This is a genomic window from Mammaliicoccus sciuri, from assembly GCF_002901825.1.
GTDB lineage: Bacteria > Bacillota > Bacilli > Staphylococcales > Staphylococcaceae > Mammaliicoccus > Mammaliicoccus sciuri.
This window is the reverse complement of the sequence record NZ_PPQD01000028.1, coordinates 102,830-123,361: the sequence shown is the minus strand read 5'-3', so window position 1 is coordinate 123,361 and position 20,532 is coordinate 102,830. Positions and strand designations below refer to the sequence as shown.

The window sequence follows — 20,532 nt, the reverse complement described above, 5'->3', positions numbered from 1 at the left end:
AAGAAAGTTGCAATTCTTTCAGACTATTATATTTATGTATACCCAATTCATGAATATAATACATCTTAAATTTTAGAAAGGTGATCAAAATGGATAATAACCAACCAAAAGACGTTATTCTTATTGGTGCTGGTATTTTAAGTACGACATTTGGTTCTTTTTTGAAAAATATTGAACCAGATTGGAATATTAAGTTATTCGAAAGATTAGAACAACCAGCTATTGAAAGTTCAAATGAAAAAAATAATGCTGGTACAGGTCATGCTGCGCTATGCGAATTAAACTACACAGTTGAGCAAGAGGACGGTTCAATTGATGTTGAAAGAGCGAAAGAAATCAACGAGCAATTCGAAATTTCTAAGCAATTTTGGTCATACCTAGTTAAGAGCAAAGCTATCGAGAATCCACAAGAATTCATTAGACCATTACCACACATCAGTTTCGTAATGGGTATTCGAAATGTAGATTTCTTAAAACGTCGTTATGATGCATTAAAATCTCTACCTATGTTTGAAGGCTTAACTTATACAGAAGATCATAAAGTATTAGCTGAATGGATGCCTTTGATGATGCAAGGTCGTAATTCAAACGAACCACTTGCAGCAAGTAAAATTGACGAAGGTACAGATGTTAACTTCGGTGAATTAACGCGTAAATTAGTTAAAAATATCGAAAAACACGAAAATGCACAAGTTCATTTCCGTCATGAAGTAGTAGACTTTAAACAACTTTCTAATAGTAAATGGGAAGTTAAAGTTCGTAACTTAGAAACTGGTAAAGTAGAAACGCATGTTGCTGATTATATCTTTATCGGTGCAGGCGGACATGCCATTCCATTACTACAAAAAACAAAAATTCCTGAAAGTAGACATCTTGGAGGATTCCCAATTAGTGGTGCATTCTTAGTATGTAACAACCCTAAAGTAGTAAGTGAGCATAATGCCAAAGTTTATGGTAAAGAGCCACCTGGCACACCACCAATGACTGTACCTCACTTAGACAGACGTTATATTCAAGGAAAAGAAAGTTTACTATTTGGTCCATTCGCAGCAATCGGTCCAAAATTCTTGAAAAATGGATCTAACTTAGATTTATTTAAATCTATTAATACAAGTAATGTTGTGACAATGTTATCTTCAGGTGTTAAAAACTTATCACTTGTAAAATATTCAATTCAACAAGTATTACAACGTAAAGAAGATCGTATGAAAGAATTGCGTCGATTTGTACCAGATGCAAAAGACGAAGATTGGGATATTCATATCGCTGGTAAACGTGTACAAGTTATTAAAGATACAGAAGAACATGGCCGTGGATTTATTCAATTTGGTACAGAAGTTGTAAATTCAGAAGACCATACTGTAATTGCTTTATTAGGTGAATCACCAGGAGCATCAACATCAGTATCTGTAGCTTTAGAAGTAATTGAGAAAAACTTCCCACAATATATTGATAAATGGGAGTCTAAAATTAAAGAAATCATCCCTTCATATGGTGAATCTTTAATTGAAGACTCAGCATTATTGAAGAAAACACGTAAACAAACAGCAGAAGCTTTAGAATTAAATAAATAATTTTGAAAAAAGAAGTCATTCCGGTAAGTCGGAATGACTTTTTTATGTTTAAACGCACGAAGACTTCGAGATATCGTGCGCGTATGAATGAATCGTCCAATTTTTAAGAAATCCTACTTTTAGAATTGTTCACTCCACCTATTTCTTCTAATTATTTACTTGTGTGTTAATGTTTCATTTATCAAATAATAAAATTTCAAATTATTTTAGAGTGAGAAGTGATATTTTCGCTTGATGATTGGTATTTCAATGTTGTTGATTATACGATGCATGAGTAATTTAATGACCGTAATATTTTATTGATATAATGAAGTTTTTTATGTGTGTGATAATTTTCAGGGTATACGTATGTTCTGAACGAGCAATAATTATTTTAAAAAATATTACAACTACGGTATGTGAGGAGGTACTAAGTGTTAGTTGTAATTATTTCTAATTTGTAATTAAAAAGATATTGTCGTATACCTTTTTACTTTTCTTTCATATTTACACTATGTTATATTTACTAATGTAAGGGCTTACATTTTATTGGGGAGGTCTTTTATGGAATGATTGTAATTATGAAAGATAGGGGATAATCGTATGCAAATTATTTCGTTCGAAGATTTGAAAGACATTGTAAAAAGTGGAGATGTTATTTCACTGGCAGCTTTATCAGTGAGTAATTTACCAGTGAGTGTCTTAAAACATTTGGTTAAAGCTCATGATGAATATGGAAATCTTAATGATTTAACTTTTATGGTTGCGAATGATATTAGTGATTATCGTGGTGATGGTTATGATTTAGATTCATTTGTGAGTAGAGGTATGGTTAAAAGGCTCATTATGAGTATTATTATTGGTTCACCTAAAACGATAGAAGCGATAAAGAATAATGATGTAGAAGCATATTTTGTACCGCAAGGATTGTTAGCTACACATTATCGGAATTCGTTAGCCAAATTTCCAGATATGATTTCTAAAATAGGTTTACACACTTCCGTGGATCCTAGATTTGATGGCGGAAAAGTCAATGATGTGACTAAGGAAGATATCGTTTCTTTATTAGAAATTAATAATGAGGAATATTTACAATATAAATTTCCTAAAGTTGATATTGCATTGCTTCGTGGTACATACGCTGATAGCGAGGGGAACATTTATATGCATCATGAAGCACACTTAGGAGAAGGCTATGGTGCTGCTCTAGCGGCGCATCAAAATGGTGGGAAAGTCATTGTACAAGTTAAAGAAATTGTACAACATGGTAGCTTCAAACCAACTGAAGTCTTTATTCCTGGAGAGCTTGTGGATTATGTATGTGTAAATGATGACCCAAAACATCATAGACAAACCATTCAAGATTATTATAACCCAGCTATTTCGGGTGAATATAAAGTACTTAGTATGCCTGAACCAATTAATGAATTGAGTACACGTAAAGTGATTTTACGACGTGCTGCCCAATTTTTAAATGTAGATAATGTTGTGAGTATAGGGTTTGGTATTAACAATGAATTATCGAATTTATTGGTTGAGGAAAAAGCTGAAGACTTAGTTCAACTGAATATAGATACAGGAGTGTTTGGTGGGATGATTGGAAGTGGTCAAAACTTCGGATTAAATTACAATTTAGATGCGAAGATGCGACATGAAATGACATGGGACTTTATTTATAGCGGAGGCATAGATGTAGCTTATTTAAGCTTTGCTGAAGTGGATCAGTTTGGTAATGTCAATGTTTCAAAATATGGCGATAGAATGAATGGTTGTGGGGGATTCATAGATATTAGTCAAACGGTCCAAAAAATTATTTTCTCAGGAACAATGGTAGTAGGAAGTAAGGCTACTTGGAATGATAAAGGTTTAGTTATTGAAAAAGAAGGTCATGCAAAGAAATTTGTTGAACAAGTGCATAATATGGACTTCAATGCATCTTATGCTAAGTCATTAAATCAAGAGATCTATTATGTAACGGAACGCGCTGTATTCCAATTAACCGATGAAGGTGTGAAATTGATTGAAATTGCAGCTGGATTAGATTTAGAGAAAGATATTCTAGCCAATATAGCATTTCAACCGATAATTGCTGAAGAACTTAAAGTAACGGATCAGCAAATTTATCAAGAAAATTGGGGAGGATTGCAACAATGTATTAAAGACAATGGTTCAAACTATTAAGGGGGTAGTTTAATATGAATTACGATTGGATTAAAACAAGAGCGCAATATGACGAAGAAAAGGCAGCAGTTACCGATCCACTAAAAGGAACAGAATGGACTTATCAAGATTTAAATATTCGTGCTGAGAACTTAGCCAACCATCTTGAAGAACAAGGTATTAAAAAGGGAGATGTCGTTGGGATATTTGCACCAAATGATGTAGCGGTTCTTGACTTACTATTCGCTTCATTTAAGATTGGCGCAGTATACTTCCCAATGAACTGGAGACTCAAACCGAACGAAATTGAAAGTGTCATAGAAGATTCAGGTGTGAAGTTTATATTCTATGCGAATCGTCATTTAAGTAGTTTACAAGGGATTGCAGATGACTATTTACACATGGATATCGATTCACCTGAATATGATGAACTTGTAAATCCTAAAAATCATAAACCATTCAAGACAGTAGATGTAGGTCGTGATGATTTAGCGGCATTAATGTACACAAGTGGAACAACAGGATTACCAAAAGGTGTCATGTTCACTTATGATTCATTCACATCAAATGCGATTAATACGATACTCACTTATAAAGTGAATTCAGGATTTTCATCTATTATTTCGTTACCGATGTTCCATGTATTTGGATTTAATGATTTAGTGATTCCATTGTTGATGGCGGGTGGTTCACTCGTATTACATCGTTACTTCGAAGGTGAACAACTCAACGATTTAATGGCTAAATATAAACCGAATTACTTATCGCTTATTCCAACAATGTATTATGCCATGTTAGTAGCACCTAACTTTGATGTGAAGAACTTTGACAATATTGATTTTCTTATTCAAGGTGGTTCAGCACCATTGCCTGGTGTTCAGAAAAAATTTGCAAGCATAGGGTTAAATATTATTAATGGTTATGGCTTAACAGAAGCACCATTAGCAATGATTAATACACCTACTAACTCACTTGAAAAGCCAATGAGTATAGGGAAGCCAGTCATGTATGTAGAATCAAGATTATTTGATGAAGATTTCAATGACGTACCTGTAGGTGAAATTGGTGAATTAGCGATTAAAGGTAAACAAGTTACACCAGGTTATTGGCAAAAACCAAAAGAAACGGAAGAATCTTTCCATGATGGCTTTTTCTTAACAGGTGATTTAGCACGTATAGATGAGGATGGCGATATATTTATTGTAGATAGAAGAAAAGAACTGATTATTACAGGTGGAGAGAACGTCTTACCATCTGAAGTTGAAATCGTTCTAGCTGGTCATCCACTCGTCGCACAATGTGTCGTTGTAGGTTACGAAAATGAAAAATTTGGTGAAACTGTAGCGGCAGCTGTGTTACTGAATGAACAAGATCCAGATTTCGTAGAGAAATTAGATGCTTATATGCGTGAAAACTTGGCAAGTTACAAAGTGCCTAAAAATTATCTAACCGTTACGAAAATGCCATTAACTTCAACTGCTAAACCAGACAAGTTAGAAGTGAAAGCTATGATGAAGAGAAAGTTTCAACAATAAACAAAGATGACGCTAACATGAATACTAAATTTTTTTAGAGAATTATGTAAGCGCTTTATTAACATTTGGAGGTCATATATATGTCAACAAAATTAGAAACATTAAAAGCATTATTTCCAGAGGATGTATTGAATATTTCGAAACAATTAACAGATGGTGAAGTCAAGTTCTTAAAACAACTTGATGATTTATTAGAAGAAAAATATCGTCCAACAATCAACGAACATTGGGTGAATGCGACAGTGCCAGAAGACTTCTTCGATGATATGGGGAAACTCAACTATTTCCAAAATCCATTATTATTTGAAGGGCGTGAAGGTGCTAAGACACCTAGTCAATTATTCCAATTTTTCATGTCTTATGTCGTAGCACGATTCGATGTATCTTTAGTAACATTATTAGGTGTCCATCAAGGATTAGGACATAATTCATTCTTATTCGGTGGTAGTAAAGAACAAGTTGCATACTACATCCCTAAATTACAATCACATGAACTAAGAACATGCTTTGCGTTAACTGAACCAGAACACGGATCAGATGTTGCAGGTGGGTTAGAAACAACTGCAAAACGTGAAGGCGATAAATGGATTTTAAATGGTGAAAAGAAATGGATTGGCGGTGCAAATTTAGCGGATGTTATTCCGGTGTATGCTGTAGATGTTGAAACAGGTAAACCTAAAGGCTTTATTGTTAGACCAGAACAAGCAGGTGTGGATATTGAAGTGATTGAAAATAAAATTGCTTTAAGAATCATTCCAAATACAATTATTAAATTAGACAATGTAGAAGTTGAAGAAGATCAAAGACTTCAAAATATAAATGGTTTTAAAGATATTGCGAAAGTACTTTATTCTACACGTGCAGGTGTTGCATATATGGCAACGGGTGCTTTAGCAGGTGCTTTACGCGCAACACTTGATTATGTAACAGAACGTAAACAGTTCGGTAAAGAAATTAGTAAATATCAATTAATCCAAGAGAAATTAGCAATGATGCAAGGGAATTTAGCACATTCAATGTCTATATGTGCTCAACTTGCTAGAATGCAAGAAAATGGTGAATACGACGAAGTTGCCACTTCAACAGCTAAGATGATGAATTCACTTAGATTAAGAGAATCTGTCGCAATGGGTCGAGGTATCACAGGCGGTAACGGTATTTTAGCTGAATATGATATTGCGAGATTCTTCTCAGATGCAGAAGCAGTATACACATACGAAGGTACACACGAAATCAATGCACTGTTAATTGGACGTGCATTAACTGGAGATTCAGCATTTATTTAAGCTAACTGAGCAAGATGAAACACACTCAGAATATATGGATTTGGAGGACTTTTTATGACGATAAGTAAAGCGACCATTCTAGGTGCAGGTACAATGGGTAGCCAAATTGCTGCACTATTAGTGAATGCAGGTTTAAAAGTAAAATTATTAGATATAGTAATCGATGAAAAAGACCCGAATAAAATTTCTAAAAAAGCATATGATGTAATTACAGATGCTAAAAGACCTTTATTATTCGATTTAGAATTTGCATCTAATTTATCTTACGGTAATTTTCAAGATGATTTAACAGGTGAAGATGATGCAGATATTTATATTGAAGCGGTTAAAGAAGAATTAGATATTAAACATCAAGTATGGAAACAAGTTACTCAAGTTGCGAAAGATAATGCGATATTTGCGACGAATACTTCAGGTATTCCAATTGAAGCAATATCTAAAGCATTTAGTGATCAAGATAAAGAAAGATTTTTAGGATTACATTTCTTTAATCCACCTCGCATTATGAAACTTGTAGAGGTCATTCCGAATCGTAATACGTCAGATGCGATTGTTGAAAGAACACAAGTATTTGCTGAAGAAGTACTTGGTAAAGGTGTTGTCGTTGCGAATGACGTGCCTGGATTTGTAGCGAACAGAGTCGGTACACAAACGATGAATGACATTATGTATCGTGGCGAAGAACAAGGATTTTCAATTATTGAAGTAGATGCTTTAACGGGTAGAGCAATTGGTAGACCGAGTACCGGAACATATGGTTTATCTGACTTAGTTGGTTTAGATATAGCCGTTACCGTTACGAGAGGACTCCAACAAGTGCCTGAAGAGCAACCGTATTTCAAAGATACTAAAGTTGCCGATACACTTGTTAAAAATGGCTCGTTAGGTAGAAAAACGAAACAAGGTTTCTATAAAAAAGATAAAAAGACAAGACTTGTTTACGATATAGAAAGTGATTCGTACGTACAACCTGAACCGCCTAAATTCGAAATTCTTACTAGATTTAGTAAAGACTTAAAATCCAATTTAGATGTCATTTTTAATGCTGAAGATGATGCAGGTAAATTCTTATGGGAAACATTAAGGAATAATTTCTATTATTCAGCGATTAATGTTCCTAAAGCTGCAACTGACTTTAAAGATGTAGACCGTGCGCTTGTATGGGGATTTAACTGGAAAAAAGGACCATTCCAACTTTGGGACTTAATGGGCTTTGACCGTGTTAAAGATAGAATGAAACAAGAACTCGGTGAATTACCTGAATGGATCGAACAACAAAGTGGTGGCTTCTATAAAGAAGGCGAATCAATAGAACGTGTCACACCGACATCAGCTTTTATTGACCGTGAAGTTTGGAATAGAGAAGATTCTAATTTATCAGTAGCAAATAAAGATCAATTATTACTTAAAATTCAAAGTAAAAATAATATTATATCTGATGGCTTTGCGAACGACTTAATAGAATCGATTGATTTATTAGAACAAGAAGATTATACAAGCATGGTTATATATGCAGATGGCAATAATTTCAGTGTCGGTGCAAACTTGTTCTTAATGAAACAAGCACATGAAAGTCAGAAAGTAGATGAATTAGTAGGTCCGGCAATTGATAAATTACATGAAAGTTTCGGAAGAATGAAATATTCACTAAAACCTATCGTAACTGCAGTTCATGGTAGAGCTTTAGGTGGCGGTTGTGAAGTTGTCTTACACTCACCATTTATCGTTGCTGCGAGTGAAACATACATTGGATTAGTTGAAACTGGTGTAGGTCTATTACCTTCAGGTGGTGGATTAGCAGAGTTTGCAGATAGAGTACTTAGAACAAATCATAAAAATGATGATAAACAAGCATCGATTACGAAAGTATTAATGAATGTCGGTTTAGCTAAAGTATCTACAAATGCATACGAAGCTAAGAGATATGGTTATTTAAGAGATATCGATACAATCATTTTCAACAAAGAAAGACGTGTTGAAGTTGCTTTAAATAAAGCGAGATATGAATCTGAAACAAACTATATTCCTAAACCTAAAGCTCAATATCCAGCGCTAGGCAGAGATTTTAAAGCTTTAGCACAAGCTGAACTAGATGCGCAAAGAATTGGTCACTTCATTAGTGATTATGATTACGAAATTACTTTAAAAGTTGCACATATACTTGCAGGTGGAGATTTACCTCGTAATACGTATATTAATCAACGATATATTCAAAAGCTTGAACGAGAAGGCTTTTTATCTCTACTCAAAAATGAAAAAACATATGATCGTATCACGCATATGTTAGAAAAAGGTAAACCATTACGTAACTAATGAAGTGTTGAATAAGAGAGGATGGATATCAATGCAAGAGGCATATATAGTAGCATACGGACGTTCTGCAGCAGGTAAAGCTAAACCAGGTGGTGCATTATTTCATGAAAGACCTGATGAAGTTGCAGCTCAAGTATTAAAAGGTGTACTCAATCGTGTAGGTGGTACATTTGATGGAAGTATGGTTCAAGATGTTATCGTGGGGAACTCTTTTCCAGAAGGATTACAAGGTCAAAATATTGCACGTTCAATAGCATTACTTGCTGGATTACCAAATGAAGTTCCTGGACAAACGGTTAATCGTTATTGTTCTTCAGGCTTGCAAACCATTGCGATAGCAGCAAATGAAATTATGTCTGACCAGGCAGATGTGCTTGTAGCAGGTGGCGTTGAATTAATGAGTGCCGTACCAATGGGTGGTAATGAGCCAACAAATAATCCGGAGTTACAAGAAGCGGATACAGGTGTTTCTTATCCTATGGGACTAACGGCAGAAATGGTTGCTGAAGAATATAAAGTTTCAAGAGAAGAACAAGATGCTTATGCAGTTGAAAGTCATAAAAGAGCATCAGAAGCACAAAAATCAGGTAAGTTTGAAGATGAAATTATACCAATTGAAGTGCATAAAGTTAAATACGATGAGAATGGTCCAAATGTGACGAAAGAAATATTTAAACAAGATGAACTCATTCGTCCAGAAACAGATTTAGAAACATTATCTAAATTAAGAACAGTATTTAAAGCTGACGGCACAGTTACAGCAGGTACATCGGCTCCACTTACAGACGGAGCAGGATTTGTTGTATTGATGTCAGGCGACAAAGTAAAAGAATTAGGTGTTAAACCAATTGCTAAATTTGTAGGATTTAAAGCAGTAGGTGTAGACCCTAAATTAATGGGCATAGGACCAGCTTATGCAATACCAGAAGTATTAGAATTAACAAATTTATCAGTAGATGATATCGATTTAGTAGAACTCAATGAAGCATTCGCTTCACAAACAGTAGCATCTATAAACGAAGCAGGGTTAGATATTAATAAGACAAACGTTAACGGTGGTGCAATAGCACTCGGACACCCACTCGGTGCTACAGGTGCTATGTTAACAGGTAAGCTATTGTCAGAAATGAGTAAACGCCCAGACTCCAAATACGGTATGGTAACAATGTGTATCGGTGTCGGAATGGGAGCAGCTGGCATATTTGAATATGTTAGATAATATCAAAAGCATTCGATCATACGGTCGAATGCTTTTTTTGATGGTATAAGGTGGGTGTGTTGGAGATTTGGTGGGAGAGGTGGGGGATTCTTGGCTTAATGTGTGAGTAAAGCCAAGAGATGGATGAAGTCATGGCTTAACGTGTGAATAAAGCCAAGAGATGAGGAAAGTCATGGCTTAATGGCTGAATAAAGCTAAGACATCTCTACATATCTCATCTCAAACAAAAAAAGACGAGACATACATTTTGTCTCGTCCTCCAATCACTACTTTTCAATACTTCTTTTCCTATGATTGTTTATTATATTTTTCTTTTTCAGCTTCTCTTAATTCAACGCGGCGTATTTTGCCTGAGTTAGTTTTTGGTAGTTCGGATACAAATTCGATTGCTCTTGGATATTTATATGGTGCGACGTCACTTTTTACGTAAGTTTGTAGTTCTTTGACGAGTGCTTCGTCGCCTACGATATCATTTTGTAAAATGACAAATGCTTTGACGATATTGCCTCTGATTTCGTCTGGGCTTGCGACGACTGCACATTCTTGTACTTTCGGATGTTTAGTAAGTGAATCTTCTACTTCGAATGGTCCGATTGTATAACCTGAACTAATGATAATGTCATCTTCTCTTCCTTTAAACCAGAAGTACCCATCTTCGTCTAATCTTGCGCGGTCTCCAGTTACATAATAGTTTCCACGTTTTGATTTTTCGGTACGTTCTTCGTCTTTAAAATAGCCTTGGAATAATGATGGTGAATCTAATGATACGGCAATGTCTCCTGTGGCACCGTTAGTTATTGGGTCGCCATCTTCGTCTATTACGGTTACATAACTACCTGGTATTGCTTTACCCATGGCACCTGGTCTGCTTTCTGTATCTTTTAAAAATGCGATAAGTAATGTATTCTCAGTTTGGCCATATCCATCTCTTACTTTAATGTTGAAGTTATGATTGAATTGTTCGATGACTTCTTTATTTAATGGTTCGCCAGCTGATACTGCACTGTGTAAATGTTTCAATGTATAGTCCGAAAGATTTGGCAGTTTAGCCATTAATCGGTATTCAGTAGGTGTACAGCATAATGCGTTAATTTGATGTTTTTCGAGTAAGTCCAAATATTTAGCTGCATTAAATTTACCATTATAAACAAATGCGATGGCGCCAGAACCTAATATTGATAGAAATGGACTCCAAATCCATTTTTGCCAACCTGGTGCTGCAGTTGCCCATACAGTATCTTTGTCTGTAATACTTAACCAATGTTTTGGCGCTGTTTGGATGTGTGCAAATCCCCATCCATGTGTATGTATAACAGCTTTTGGTAATCCAGTTGTACCAGATGTATATGATAAAATTGCGGTATCATCACGTTTTGTTTCATCAACTGTAAGTTCTGAGCTTGCAGTTTGTATTGCTTCATCGATAGAAATCCAATCTTGTTGTTTAGAGCCTACAATAAATTTAGTGAGTTGATCATATTCTTGAATATTTTCAAATTCGCCTGTACATTGATCGATGACTATGACTGCATTGACTTCACCATGCGTAATGCGATGTTGTAAGTCTTTAGTTCTTAACATTTCTGAACTTGGAATGATAATAAGCCCAAGTTTAAGTGCAGCAATGTATACTTCATATGTTTTTATTAAGCGTGGCATCATAATAAGTACTTTGTCGCCTTTTTGAAGACCTTGTGCTTTAAAGATGTTGCCCACTTTATTTGAATTTTGTAGAAGTTTAGCGTACGTAATCGTTTCTACGTTGCCATCGACATCTTCGAATATAATGGCTTCTTTCGTTTCATCTGCTGCATGTCTTTCGATTTCATTAACAATATTGTATGTTTCTGGTGCTATTAAGTCTGATCTATTCATGTTAATCTCCTCGTTTGTTTAAGATATTGTTTTATTTTAACAGTGAATAATCATTAATACGAATAAATGAAACTATAGAATATTTTAAATAGTCAAACTATTGACATTTGATAAAAATAAATATATGTTATTAAAGTATATAAAAATTCATAGCATCTAAACTTTAGCAAGTGGCTAATCGATATTGGCTAATTGAAAAAGTAAAAACGGTGCAATGACTCACAATTAAAAATTTCAAAAAGATTACATATAAATAATAAGGAAGCAATTAAAATAACGGTAAGCGTTAGTTTGATTGAAGCCGACAATTAAAGCAAATCTGCACGAGAGGTTTGTTTTAAATTGTCGGCTTTTTTTATTGCTTTTAACAGAAAAGGAGCGACCGACATGACAGGTTTATTAGTATTATTTTTTATTTCAATTGGATTAGCGCTTATAAGTAGCATCATATATTTACTGCCAAAAGTGGCAAAGGCATATATTAATGTTCACTTAGTAATTGCATTTATACCAGTGCTTATCTCATTAATTGGCTTGTGTATGACAAGCGGAAATGTATATATAGGATTTTGGCATTTAGATAAATTGTCATGGTTGCTCGCACTCTTTATTTTGAGTATTGGTCTTATTATTCAAAGGTTTTCCGTACGTTATTTAGATGGAGATGCACAGTATCGTAAATATTTTTCATTATTTACTTTTATGACAGTGTTTGCTTCGATTGCATGGTTAAGTAATGATTTAAGATTAATGGCGATATTATGGGGGTTAACATTATTTTGTTTAACGCGTTTAATCGGTTTAAACAAACAATGGCACATTACGAAACGTTTAGCGAAAAGTACTAGCATGATCTTTATCGTTAGTTGGATTGCTTTAGTAATCGCGATTATACTGACATACAATGTAACGGGTGAATGGCAACAGTCTACTATATTTAGTGAAAGCCATCTTGACCAATTTGATTCGTGGCAAGGTGTGGTTATTCAGTTGATGTTAGTGATATCGGTCATCATTCCAGCAGCTCAGTGGCCATTTCATAGATGGCTAATAGAATCTGTAGCGGCACCAACTCCTGTTTCAGCGATTATGCATGCCGGTATTGTAAATGTAGGTGGTGTTATTTTAACGAGATTTGCACCGATTTTTACAAATGAATGGATAATTGGATTGCTCATCATTATCGCAACGATTTCAGTATTGATGGGAGCTGGCATTAGTTTAGTACATGTGGATTATAAAAGGCAGTTAGTAGGTTCAACGATTGGACAGATGGGCTTTATGCTTATCCAATGTGCTTTAGGTGTTTATTCAGCAGCTATCGTTCATCTTATGTTACATGGATTATTTAAAGCGACGCTATTTTTACGTTCTGGTTCTGCTGTAAGAACTTTTGATATGCCTTCAAGAATGAATGAAAGTGTGTCATATATATGGGTTCTAGTTGGTCGATTATTATCAATTATGATTGGTATTATCTTTTGGCTTATGGATCCGACGAGTAGTTACCAAATCATTAGTGCACTTATATTAGCTTGGTCATTATCTGTTTCATGGACACAACTAGTCGCATATGGTGAGGGCAAGTTAGGTAGAATCATTGGATTATTAGCACTTTTAATTGTTGGTTTATCTTACTTTGGTGTACATCATTTATTCCATGATTTGTTACTTCAATACGCTACAAGTGTGAATCATACACCTATATTTGCAGTCATTATCATGATTGTATTGCTTTTAATAGGAAGTGCACTGAACTTGTGGGTTGCAAGAAATCATTCATCTAAAATTGTCACGATTATATATTTATGGATTGTACATTTAGGTGAATCGAAAGTGCAAAATATTGAAACACATCCACGCTATTTGAAAAATCATGAGTTTAAAGGAGGTTATCAGCATGACGCAAACAATTGAATCACAAAATGACATCACATATTCAATTAAAGAGGCGAGTCGTGTCATAACACCACTTTCTCCTATTAATATATTTGCAGCAAGACATCCTTGGGCAAGCCTAGAAGATTGTACTTTTGAAAATGTCGCGAGATGGTTTCAAAAGGTACAGAATGTCGATTTGTATCCGAATGAAAGTTTATTATTTGCTGCAATTGAAAAAGGAGAAATTAAACAGGAATATATAGAAGAACGGTTATCGGCATGGCTATCGAATGATAATACGCCATTAAATAAAGTGATGTTAAGAGAATACGCTGAAAGTATCTTGTTTAATAGAAATCACAAAGTAAATCTTACTGAACAAGATCAAAAGCAATTAAGAACATCATTAGAAAATGTTGAACTGAGTAAACAAAAAGAGGATGACATTATTTTAAGTACGCGTATTGAACAATATTCTGGACAGGCATATTTAGATAAGTTGGATGCACAAATGATTAAGTGGAGTAAATTATATCTTGATGATAATCAATCAGGATGGGCAATCCATAAAGATGGTAAAGGTTTCTTCAAAAATTGGAAAAGGTTAGCTCGTTTGGATCCATCTTTATCGAAGGCAGAAAGGCATAAAATAAAAATGCTACCATCAACATCTATTGAAACAATTGAAAGTTGTTTAGACAAACTTGGTATATCAGAAGCACAAGTACAATCATATCTTGAAATACACTTGTTGGCTTTACCAGGATGGGCAGGTATGATGCTTTGGAAAGACGAACATTTATACTTGCTGACGGATTATTTAGCCATAAGATTGGCTTTGGAATGGACATTGATGAGTGAACATGCTCAAGAGCAACAACATACTGAAGAAGATATGTCTCAAGTGCTATCTTGGTTTGAAAGTGGAATCTTAACGTTGGAAAATTGGTTCGCATTATCTCAAGGTGAACGAGAAGATTATGTAACATTTGCGCATCAATTTGATCGCATTACACAACATAAATTATTGCTAGAAGCTTGGGAAGATACGTATGGGTCACAATTACAAAGTGAAATTCAATCTCATTTCCATCATGAAGATGATAAAGCATTTGTCGAGGCACAGCTCGCTTTTTGTATTGATACACGGTCGGAACCTTTTAGAAGACAATTAGAAATGGAAGGTCCTTTCGAAACGATTGGTATTGCAGGATTCTTTGGACTACCAATTGAAAAGTGTGAACTCGGACATCAACATACACACAATGCTTTACCAGTAATGAATAAACCGCAACATAAGATTTATGAATACGAAGATGCACATCAATCCAATCATTACGTTGAAAAGAAAAAAAGTATTTCGTCAATATTTTATACATTTAAAAAAATGAAACAAAATGTATTACCAAGTCTATTGCTTCCAGAACTAACAGGTTCATGGCTAAGTGTACAAACGATAGCGAGAAGCTTTATGCCTAAACGTACGGGAGATTTGGTCAATCGATTTAATAAAAATCTTATGAATAAACCGGAAACGAAACTTTCTATAGATTATGCGTCAAATCGGTTTGGTGATTTACCTATTGGGTTTACGAAACAAGAACAGCTTACTTACGCACGAGAAGCATTGAAATTAATGGATTTAACGGAAGATTTTGCGCCATTAGTTGTCATTTGCGGACATGGTAGTCATAGTGCAAACAACCCTTATGCAGCTTCATTAGATTGTGGCGCGTGTGGTGGATCAGCGAGTGGTTTTAATGGAAAAGTATTAGCGACTTTATGTAATTTGCCTGAAGTTAGAGAAGGACTCAAAAGCAATAACATTATAATTCCGGAAGATACAGTATTTGTTGCTGCTGAACATAGCACGACAACAGATCAATTAGAATGGCTTTATGTACCCGAACTCTCGAATCAAGCTGAGCGTGCTTTAGAAAAATTAAAATCAGCTTTGCCTAAAGCTAGTCAAGAAGCAAATCGTTTAAGACTTGAAGATATTCCGGGCATGGAACATTCAAATGCACAATCCACAACTAAAGCAGAACAGTTAGCAAGTGACTGGAGTGAAATCCGACCAGAATGGGGATTAGCTAGAAATGCAACGTTTGTTATTGGTAAGAGAACATTAACAGAGCAATCTCAATTAAATGGTCGTGCATTTCTGCATAATTATGACTGGATGAAAGATCATGACGGTGAAATTTTAAATACAATTTTAAGTGGTCCAGCGACAGTTGCACAATGGATTAACTTACAATATTATGCTTCAACGGTAGCACCTTACTATTACGGAAGCGGCAATAAAATAACCCAAACGGTGACGAGTGGCATTGGTGTTATGCAAGGAAATGGTAGTGATTTACTGACAGGTCTTCCTTGGCAATCAGTCATGAAAGCTGATGGAGAATATTATCATGCACCGATTCGATTATTAGTTGTAATACAAGCGCCGAATGATTATATTCGTAAATTACTCAATGAAAATACCGCGCTTAACACAAAAGTTAAAAATGATTGGTTATTGCTATCAAGTATAGATGAAAATGGTGAATGGCATAAATGGTAAATAAATGGTAAATAAATGAGCAGGACAACAATTTATGTCCTAGACTCGAGAGGATGTATAATATGAATGATGAAAAAAATATACTCATACTATCTGATTTAAATACACATCTAGAAAGCCAACTTGTTGAATCTTTAAATTTCAACCCTAATCATGTTATGTCGATACAAAGCTATCAAGCAGAAATTTCGCATGCATATGGTGATGTGATGCGATCTATTATTATCGCGATTTATGAATATGATATAGAGAATATTTATATCATTAGAAAGTCAGACGATAAACAAGTGATCGCATTACCTGAAAGTGTTAAAAGTCATACAGAAAAAATTAAAACACTCGATTACTTGTTTAATAACTGTAAGCCTGAGTTTAGTAGTGACAATATTCATGAATGGTTAAATGGTGAAAGTGATATTCACCAAAGTATTAAACAAAGTATTCATCAAGTTTCTAATCATCCACTTATACCATCTGGTATTACAATAAACGGTATGACCATTAATCAAAGCAATATTGAAACAATTGCTGAATATTTAACATAAAGCAAAATAAGCATTAAGGAGAGACAAATATGGAAATGACAAAAGGAGCATGTGAATCAAAAATTAGTAAAGCCATTACACAATGGGAAAAAGAATATTTAGGTAGAGGATCTCTATCTGTAAAGACAGATATTATTAGGGATATGATTATTGTTGATTTACAAGGTGTGCTTACACCTGCAGAGTATAGCGTTTGTGAAACGCAAGAAGGTTTACTGAGTATAAAACGTACACGTTCAAAATTAGTAGAATCAGATATGGATCATTTATATCAAATGATATTTGAAATTACACAACAAGACGTCAAAAGTTTCCATACAGATTTAAGTTCACGAACAGGTGAACGTATGATGATCTTTAAAATGCATCATAATATAGAAGAACAATTTAATAAATAATTGCCAGATATCTATAATGAAAACCTTTTAAAAATTAAGTAGCAAAGAATAATCATAATTTTAATAAAAGTTCATTAAAAATTTACATTAGCTTAACAATTATAGTTTATTATTCACAATGGTTACAATAACTTTAAAGAGGTGTGTTATGGAACTCTCGGCTTTACAAATGATTTTTACATTCATCGGTGGATTAGGTATCTTCCTATACGGGATTAAACAAATGGGGGATGGATTACAAGCAGCAGCAGGCGATAGATTAAGAAGTATATTAAATAGATTTACAAGTAATCCTATTATGGGTGTACTTGCAGGTATGATCGTGACAATTTTAATACAAAGTAGTTCAGGAACAACGGTTATCACAATTGGACTCGTAAGTGCTGGATTTATGACGATGCGACAAGCAATAGGTGTTGTCATGGGTGCCAATATCGGTACGACGGTCACAGCGTTTATTATTGGGATTAACATTGGTGAGTATGCTTTACCAATACTAGCGTTAGGTGCGTTTTTAATTTTCTTCATTCAAAAAAGAAAAGTTAAAAATATCGGTATGATTTTCTTCGGATTTGGATCACTATTCTATGGTCTAGAATTAATGAGTGGTGCGGTGAAACCACTTGCTAATTTAGAAGGCTTTAAACAAATTATGTTAGATATGTCTTCTACTCCGATATTAGGTGTACTTGCAGGTACATTTGTGACGTTAATCGTTCAAAGTTCAAGTGCAACGATTGGTATTTTACAAGGGTTCTATGCCAATGATTTAGTTTCATTGCATGGTGCATTACCAATCTTATTAGGTGACAATATTGGAACGACGATTACAGCTGTATTAGCGAGTTTAGCAGGTTCTATCGCCGCTAAGCGTGTTGCGATGGCGCATGTTATGTTTAATGTTATCGGTGCAGCAGTATTTCTATTAATATTACCATTCTACGAAATGATAATGGAATGGATTCAACACGCTATGAATTTAAATCCAAAAATGGTTATAGCATTTGCACACGGAACATTCAATGTAACAAATACACTTATACAGTTACCATTCATCTTCGCACTAGCTTGGATTGTAACGAAAATCATTCCAGGTGAAGATGTAAATGAAAAATATAAACCGAAATATCTTGATAATAATTTAATTAATCGAGCGCCTAGTATCGCACTTCAAGAGGCTCAAGATGAAATTCAAAATATCGGTAAAATGACTGTTTCAATGTTGAATAATGTTGAAAATATTGATGAAAAAGCAATTAAAAAGCATAAAGATAAACACCTTGCAGTAGATAATATGTATGATAATGTCCGTCAATATTTAAATAAATTATCTGAGAAAAAACTATCAGCTAAAGATGCTGAAAGGCTATCTGTTTTATATGATGTTAATAGAACAATATTGAAAGTATCAACTTTAACAGAATCATACTTAGAAGAATTGCAGAAGAAACAATCAGCTGATATTCAAATTTCATCAAAAGCAGAAGAAAGCATTGAACGATTATATGATCATGTAAAAATTTCATATGAAAAAACGTTTGAAGTATTTGATGTTTATGACAATGTGAAAAAAGACGAAGTTGTTAAACGAAGCCAAGATTCATATGTACTAGAGCATGACTTACGTAAAAAACATATCAAAAGATTAAGCTCTGGCGAATGTTCACCAGAAGGTAGCCTTGTATATATCGACATGATATCAATTCTTGAAAGAATTGGTTACCACTCACGAAATATATCAGAATCCATGATTAACCTCGGAGAGCATTCATACACACAAACAACTGAAGTGAAGATATAAATAAAATAAAAATAAATACCACCTCATTTCGCTGATTTAATCAGTTAGAAATGAGGTGGTATTTTTATAATTTGCGATTTTGGTCTTGGTCTTTTATTTCAAATAATTCACTTGTTTTTTCTATTTATCATACTGAAAATATTTTTAACTTATGAAAATATATTCAGATGTAAAATATAAGTGTCTTTGCAAGTGTTATTCGTTGGTGTTTATTGTTTTTTATTTTAACATAGTTATATAAACAAAAATGTAAGCGATTGCTTAATGTTATTAAATTGAGCATAAATACATAAAAGGGGTTGTACATATGAGTTTGAATGTAGGAATTATTGGTTGTGGTGGTATTGCGAATGGTAAGCATTTACCGAGTTTACAAAAAATAAACGAAGTGAACATTGTTGCTTTTTGTGATATCGATATTGAAAAAGCACAAGTAGCAGCTAAGGAATATGGTACAGATAATGCGAAAGTTTACGAAGATTACCAATCACTCTTAAAGAATGATGCTATTGATGTCATTCATGTATGTACACCGAACAGTTCTCATAAGGAATTAACGGTTGCGTCATTAGATGCAGGTAAACATGTTATGTGTGAAAAACCTATGGCTAAGACGACAGAAGAAGCGCAAGAAATGATTGAAGCGGCTAAACGTAATGGCAAGAAACTTACGATTGGTTATCAAAATAGATTTAGACCTGACAGTCAATATTTACATAAAGCGACAGAGCGTGGCGACTTAGGGGATATTTATTTTGGGAAAGCACATGCTATTCGTCGTAGAGCAGTGCCGACTTGGGGTGTCTTTTTAGACGAAGAACAACAAGGTGGTGGTCCTTTAATTGATATAGGGACACATGCACTCGATTTAACATTATGGATGATGGATAATTACGAACCAGAATCAGTAATGGGTTCAACTTTCCATAAGTTAGGTAAGAAAGAAAATGCAGCTAATGCATGGGGACCATGGGATCCTGAAAAGTTCAAAGTAGAGGACTCAGCTTTCGGTTTTATTAAGATGAAAAATGGTGCGACAATCATGCTTGAATCAAGTTGGGCGTTAAACTCTTTAGAAGTAGATGAAGCAAAATGTTCATTATCTGGTACTGAAGGTGGTGCCGATATGAAAGATGGCTTAAGAATCCACGGAGAAGACTTTGGTTCTTTATATACAACGCAAGTAGAACTTGAGAATAAAGGCGTTGATTTTTATGAAGGCGAAAAAGTAGATGAAGCTGAAGTAGAGGCACGTAGTTGGATTGACAGTATTCTTAATGATACAGAGCCTGTTGTGAAACCAGAACAAGCAATTGTGATTACACAAATATTAGAAGCACTTTATAAATCAGCTAAGACTGGTAAAGCAGTATATTTTGACTAAGAAGGGGTTTTAT

At 34.4% G+C, this 20,532-nt stretch carries 13 protein-coding genes; 12 read left to right on the top strand and 1 reads right to left on the bottom strand.

Annotated elements, in window-relative coordinates; genetic code table 11:
- The first annotated feature begins 89 nt into the window (after positions 1-89).
- From mqo to CD035_RS09310, 6 genes are all read left to right on the top strand, one after another.
- Positions 90-1,574 (top strand): malate dehydrogenase (quinone), encoded by a 1,485-nt coding sequence (gene mqo / locus CD035_RS09335; RefSeq protein ID WP_048540493.1) that lies wholly within the window; start codon positions 90-92, stop codon positions 1,572-1,574.
- Positions 1,575-2,156: 582 nt separating this feature from the next.
- Complete coding sequence (gene fadX, locus CD035_RS09330; protein WP_048540494.1) at positions 2,157-3,734, top strand: fatty acid degradation protein FadX; 1,578 nt, start codon at positions 2,157-2,159, stop codon at positions 3,732-3,734.
- A 14-nt stretch (positions 3,735-3,748) separates the two neighbouring features.
- Positions 3,749-5,248 carry a long-chain-fatty-acid--CoA ligase FadD gene (fadD, locus tag CD035_RS09325; RefSeq protein WP_048540495.1) on the top strand — a complete coding sequence of 500 codons (1,500 nt, stop codon included), beginning with the start codon at positions 3,749-3,751 and terminating at the stop codon, positions 5,246-5,248.
- Positions 5,249-5,328: 80 nt separating this feature from the next.
- Entirely contained in the window at positions 5,329-6,534 is a 1,206-nt protein-coding gene (gene fadE, locus CD035_RS09320) for an acyl-CoA dehydrogenase FadE (RefSeq protein WP_025907634.1), read from the top strand.
- A gap of 54 nt (positions 6,535-6,588) precedes the next feature.
- A complete protein-coding gene (fadB, locus tag CD035_RS09315) occupies positions 6,589-8,847 on the top strand; it encodes a 3-hydroxyacyl-CoA dehydrogenase/crotonase FadB (protein ID WP_048540496.1) in 2,259 nt (752 codons plus the stop codon).
- A 31-nt stretch (positions 8,848-8,878) separates the two neighbouring features.
- Positions 8,879-10,066: a thiolase family protein gene (locus CD035_RS09310; protein WP_048540497.1), complete on the top strand. Its 1,188-nt coding sequence runs from the start codon at positions 8,879-8,881 to the stop codon at positions 10,064-10,066.
- A 288-nt stretch (positions 10,067-10,354) separates the two neighbouring features.
- Here the strand turns inward: CD035_RS09310 and mbcS are convergent, their stop codons facing one another.
- The gene (gene mbcS / locus CD035_RS09305) at positions 10,355-11,941 is read right to left on the bottom strand and encodes an acyl-CoA synthetase MbcS (RefSeq protein WP_048540498.1); all 1,587 of its coding nucleotides are present in this window, start codon (positions 11,939-11,941) and stop codon (positions 10,355-10,357) included.
- Positions 11,942-12,328: 387 nt separating this feature from the next.
- Between mbcS and CD035_RS09300 the strand changes: the two genes are divergently transcribed.
- The 6 genes from CD035_RS09300 to CD035_RS09275 all read left to right on the top strand — a co-directional run bounded on the left by CD035_RS09300 (position 12,329) and on the right by CD035_RS09275 (position 20,519).
- A complete protein-coding gene (locus tag CD035_RS09300) occupies positions 12,329-13,858 on the top strand; it encodes an NADH dehydrogenase subunit 5 (protein ID WP_048540499.1) in 1,530 nt (509 codons plus the stop codon).
- A complete protein-coding gene (locus CD035_RS09295) occupies positions 13,842-16,391 on the top strand; it encodes a DUF2309 domain-containing protein (RefSeq protein WP_080964657.1) in 2,550 nt (849 codons plus the stop codon). The genes CD035_RS09300 and CD035_RS09295 overlap by 17 nt, the downstream gene beginning before the upstream one ends.
- Positions 16,392-16,453: 62 nt before the next feature.
- Entirely contained in the window at positions 16,454-16,936 is a 483-nt protein-coding gene (locus CD035_RS09290) for a carbonic anhydrase (RefSeq protein WP_048540501.1), read from the top strand.
- Positions 16,937-16,965: 29 nt separating this feature from the next.
- Positions 16,966-17,334 carry a Na-translocating system protein MpsC family protein gene (locus CD035_RS09285; protein WP_048540502.1) on the top strand — a complete coding sequence of 123 codons (369 nt, stop codon included), beginning with the start codon at positions 16,966-16,968 and terminating at the stop codon, positions 17,332-17,334.
- A gap of 148 nt (positions 17,335-17,482) precedes the next feature.
- Complete coding sequence (locus CD035_RS09280; RefSeq protein WP_048540503.1) at positions 17,483-19,135, top strand: Na/Pi cotransporter family protein; 1,653 nt, start codon at positions 17,483-17,485, stop codon at positions 19,133-19,135.
- Between the two features lie 307 nt (positions 19,136-19,442).
- A complete protein-coding gene (locus CD035_RS09275; RefSeq protein WP_048540504.1) occupies positions 19,443-20,519 on the top strand; it encodes a Gfo/Idh/MocA family protein in 1,077 nt (358 codons plus the stop codon).
- Positions 20,520-20,532: the final 13 nt, after the last annotated feature.

Excerpts from the sequence above, each read along its gene's own strand:
- mqo (WP_048540493.1), top strand. The coding sequence starts at position 90 with ATGGATAATAACCAACCAAAAGACGTTATTCTTATTGGTGCTGGTATT.
- fadX (WP_048540494.1), top strand. The coding sequence starts at position 2,157 with ATGCAAATTATTTCGTTCGAAGATTTGAAAGACATTGTAAAAAGTGGA.
- fadD (WP_048540495.1), top strand. The coding sequence starts at position 3,749 with ATGAATTACGATTGGATTAAAACAAGAGCGCAATATGACGAAGAAAAG.
- fadE (WP_025907634.1), top strand. The coding sequence starts at position 5,329 with ATGTCAACAAAATTAGAAACATTAAAAGCATTATTTCCAGAGGATGTA.
- fadB (WP_048540496.1), top strand. The coding sequence starts at position 6,589 with ATGACGATAAGTAAAGCGACCATTCTAGGTGCAGGTACAATGGGTAGC.
- CD035_RS09310 (WP_048540497.1), top strand. The coding sequence starts at position 8,879 with ATGCAAGAGGCATATATAGTAGCATACGGACGTTCTGCAGCAGGTAAA.
- mbcS (WP_048540498.1), bottom strand. The coding sequence starts at position 11,941 with ATGAATAGATCAGACTTAATAGCACCAGAAACATACAATATTGTTAAT.
- CD035_RS09300 (WP_048540499.1), top strand. The coding sequence starts at position 12,329 with ATGACAGGTTTATTAGTATTATTTTTTATTTCAATTGGATTAGCGCTT.
- CD035_RS09295 (WP_080964657.1), top strand. The coding sequence starts at position 13,842 with ATGACGCAAACAATTGAATCACAAAATGACATCACATATTCAATTAAA.
- CD035_RS09290 (WP_048540501.1), top strand. The coding sequence starts at position 16,454 with ATGAATGATGAAAAAAATATACTCATACTATCTGATTTAAATACACAT.
- CD035_RS09285 (WP_048540502.1), top strand. The coding sequence starts at position 16,966 with ATGGAAATGACAAAAGGAGCATGTGAATCAAAAATTAGTAAAGCCATT.
- CD035_RS09280 (WP_048540503.1), top strand. The coding sequence starts at position 17,483 with ATGGAACTCTCGGCTTTACAAATGATTTTTACATTCATCGGTGGATTA.
- CD035_RS09275 (WP_048540504.1), top strand. The coding sequence starts at position 19,443 with ATGAGTTTGAATGTAGGAATTATTGGTTGTGGTGGTATTGCGAATGGT.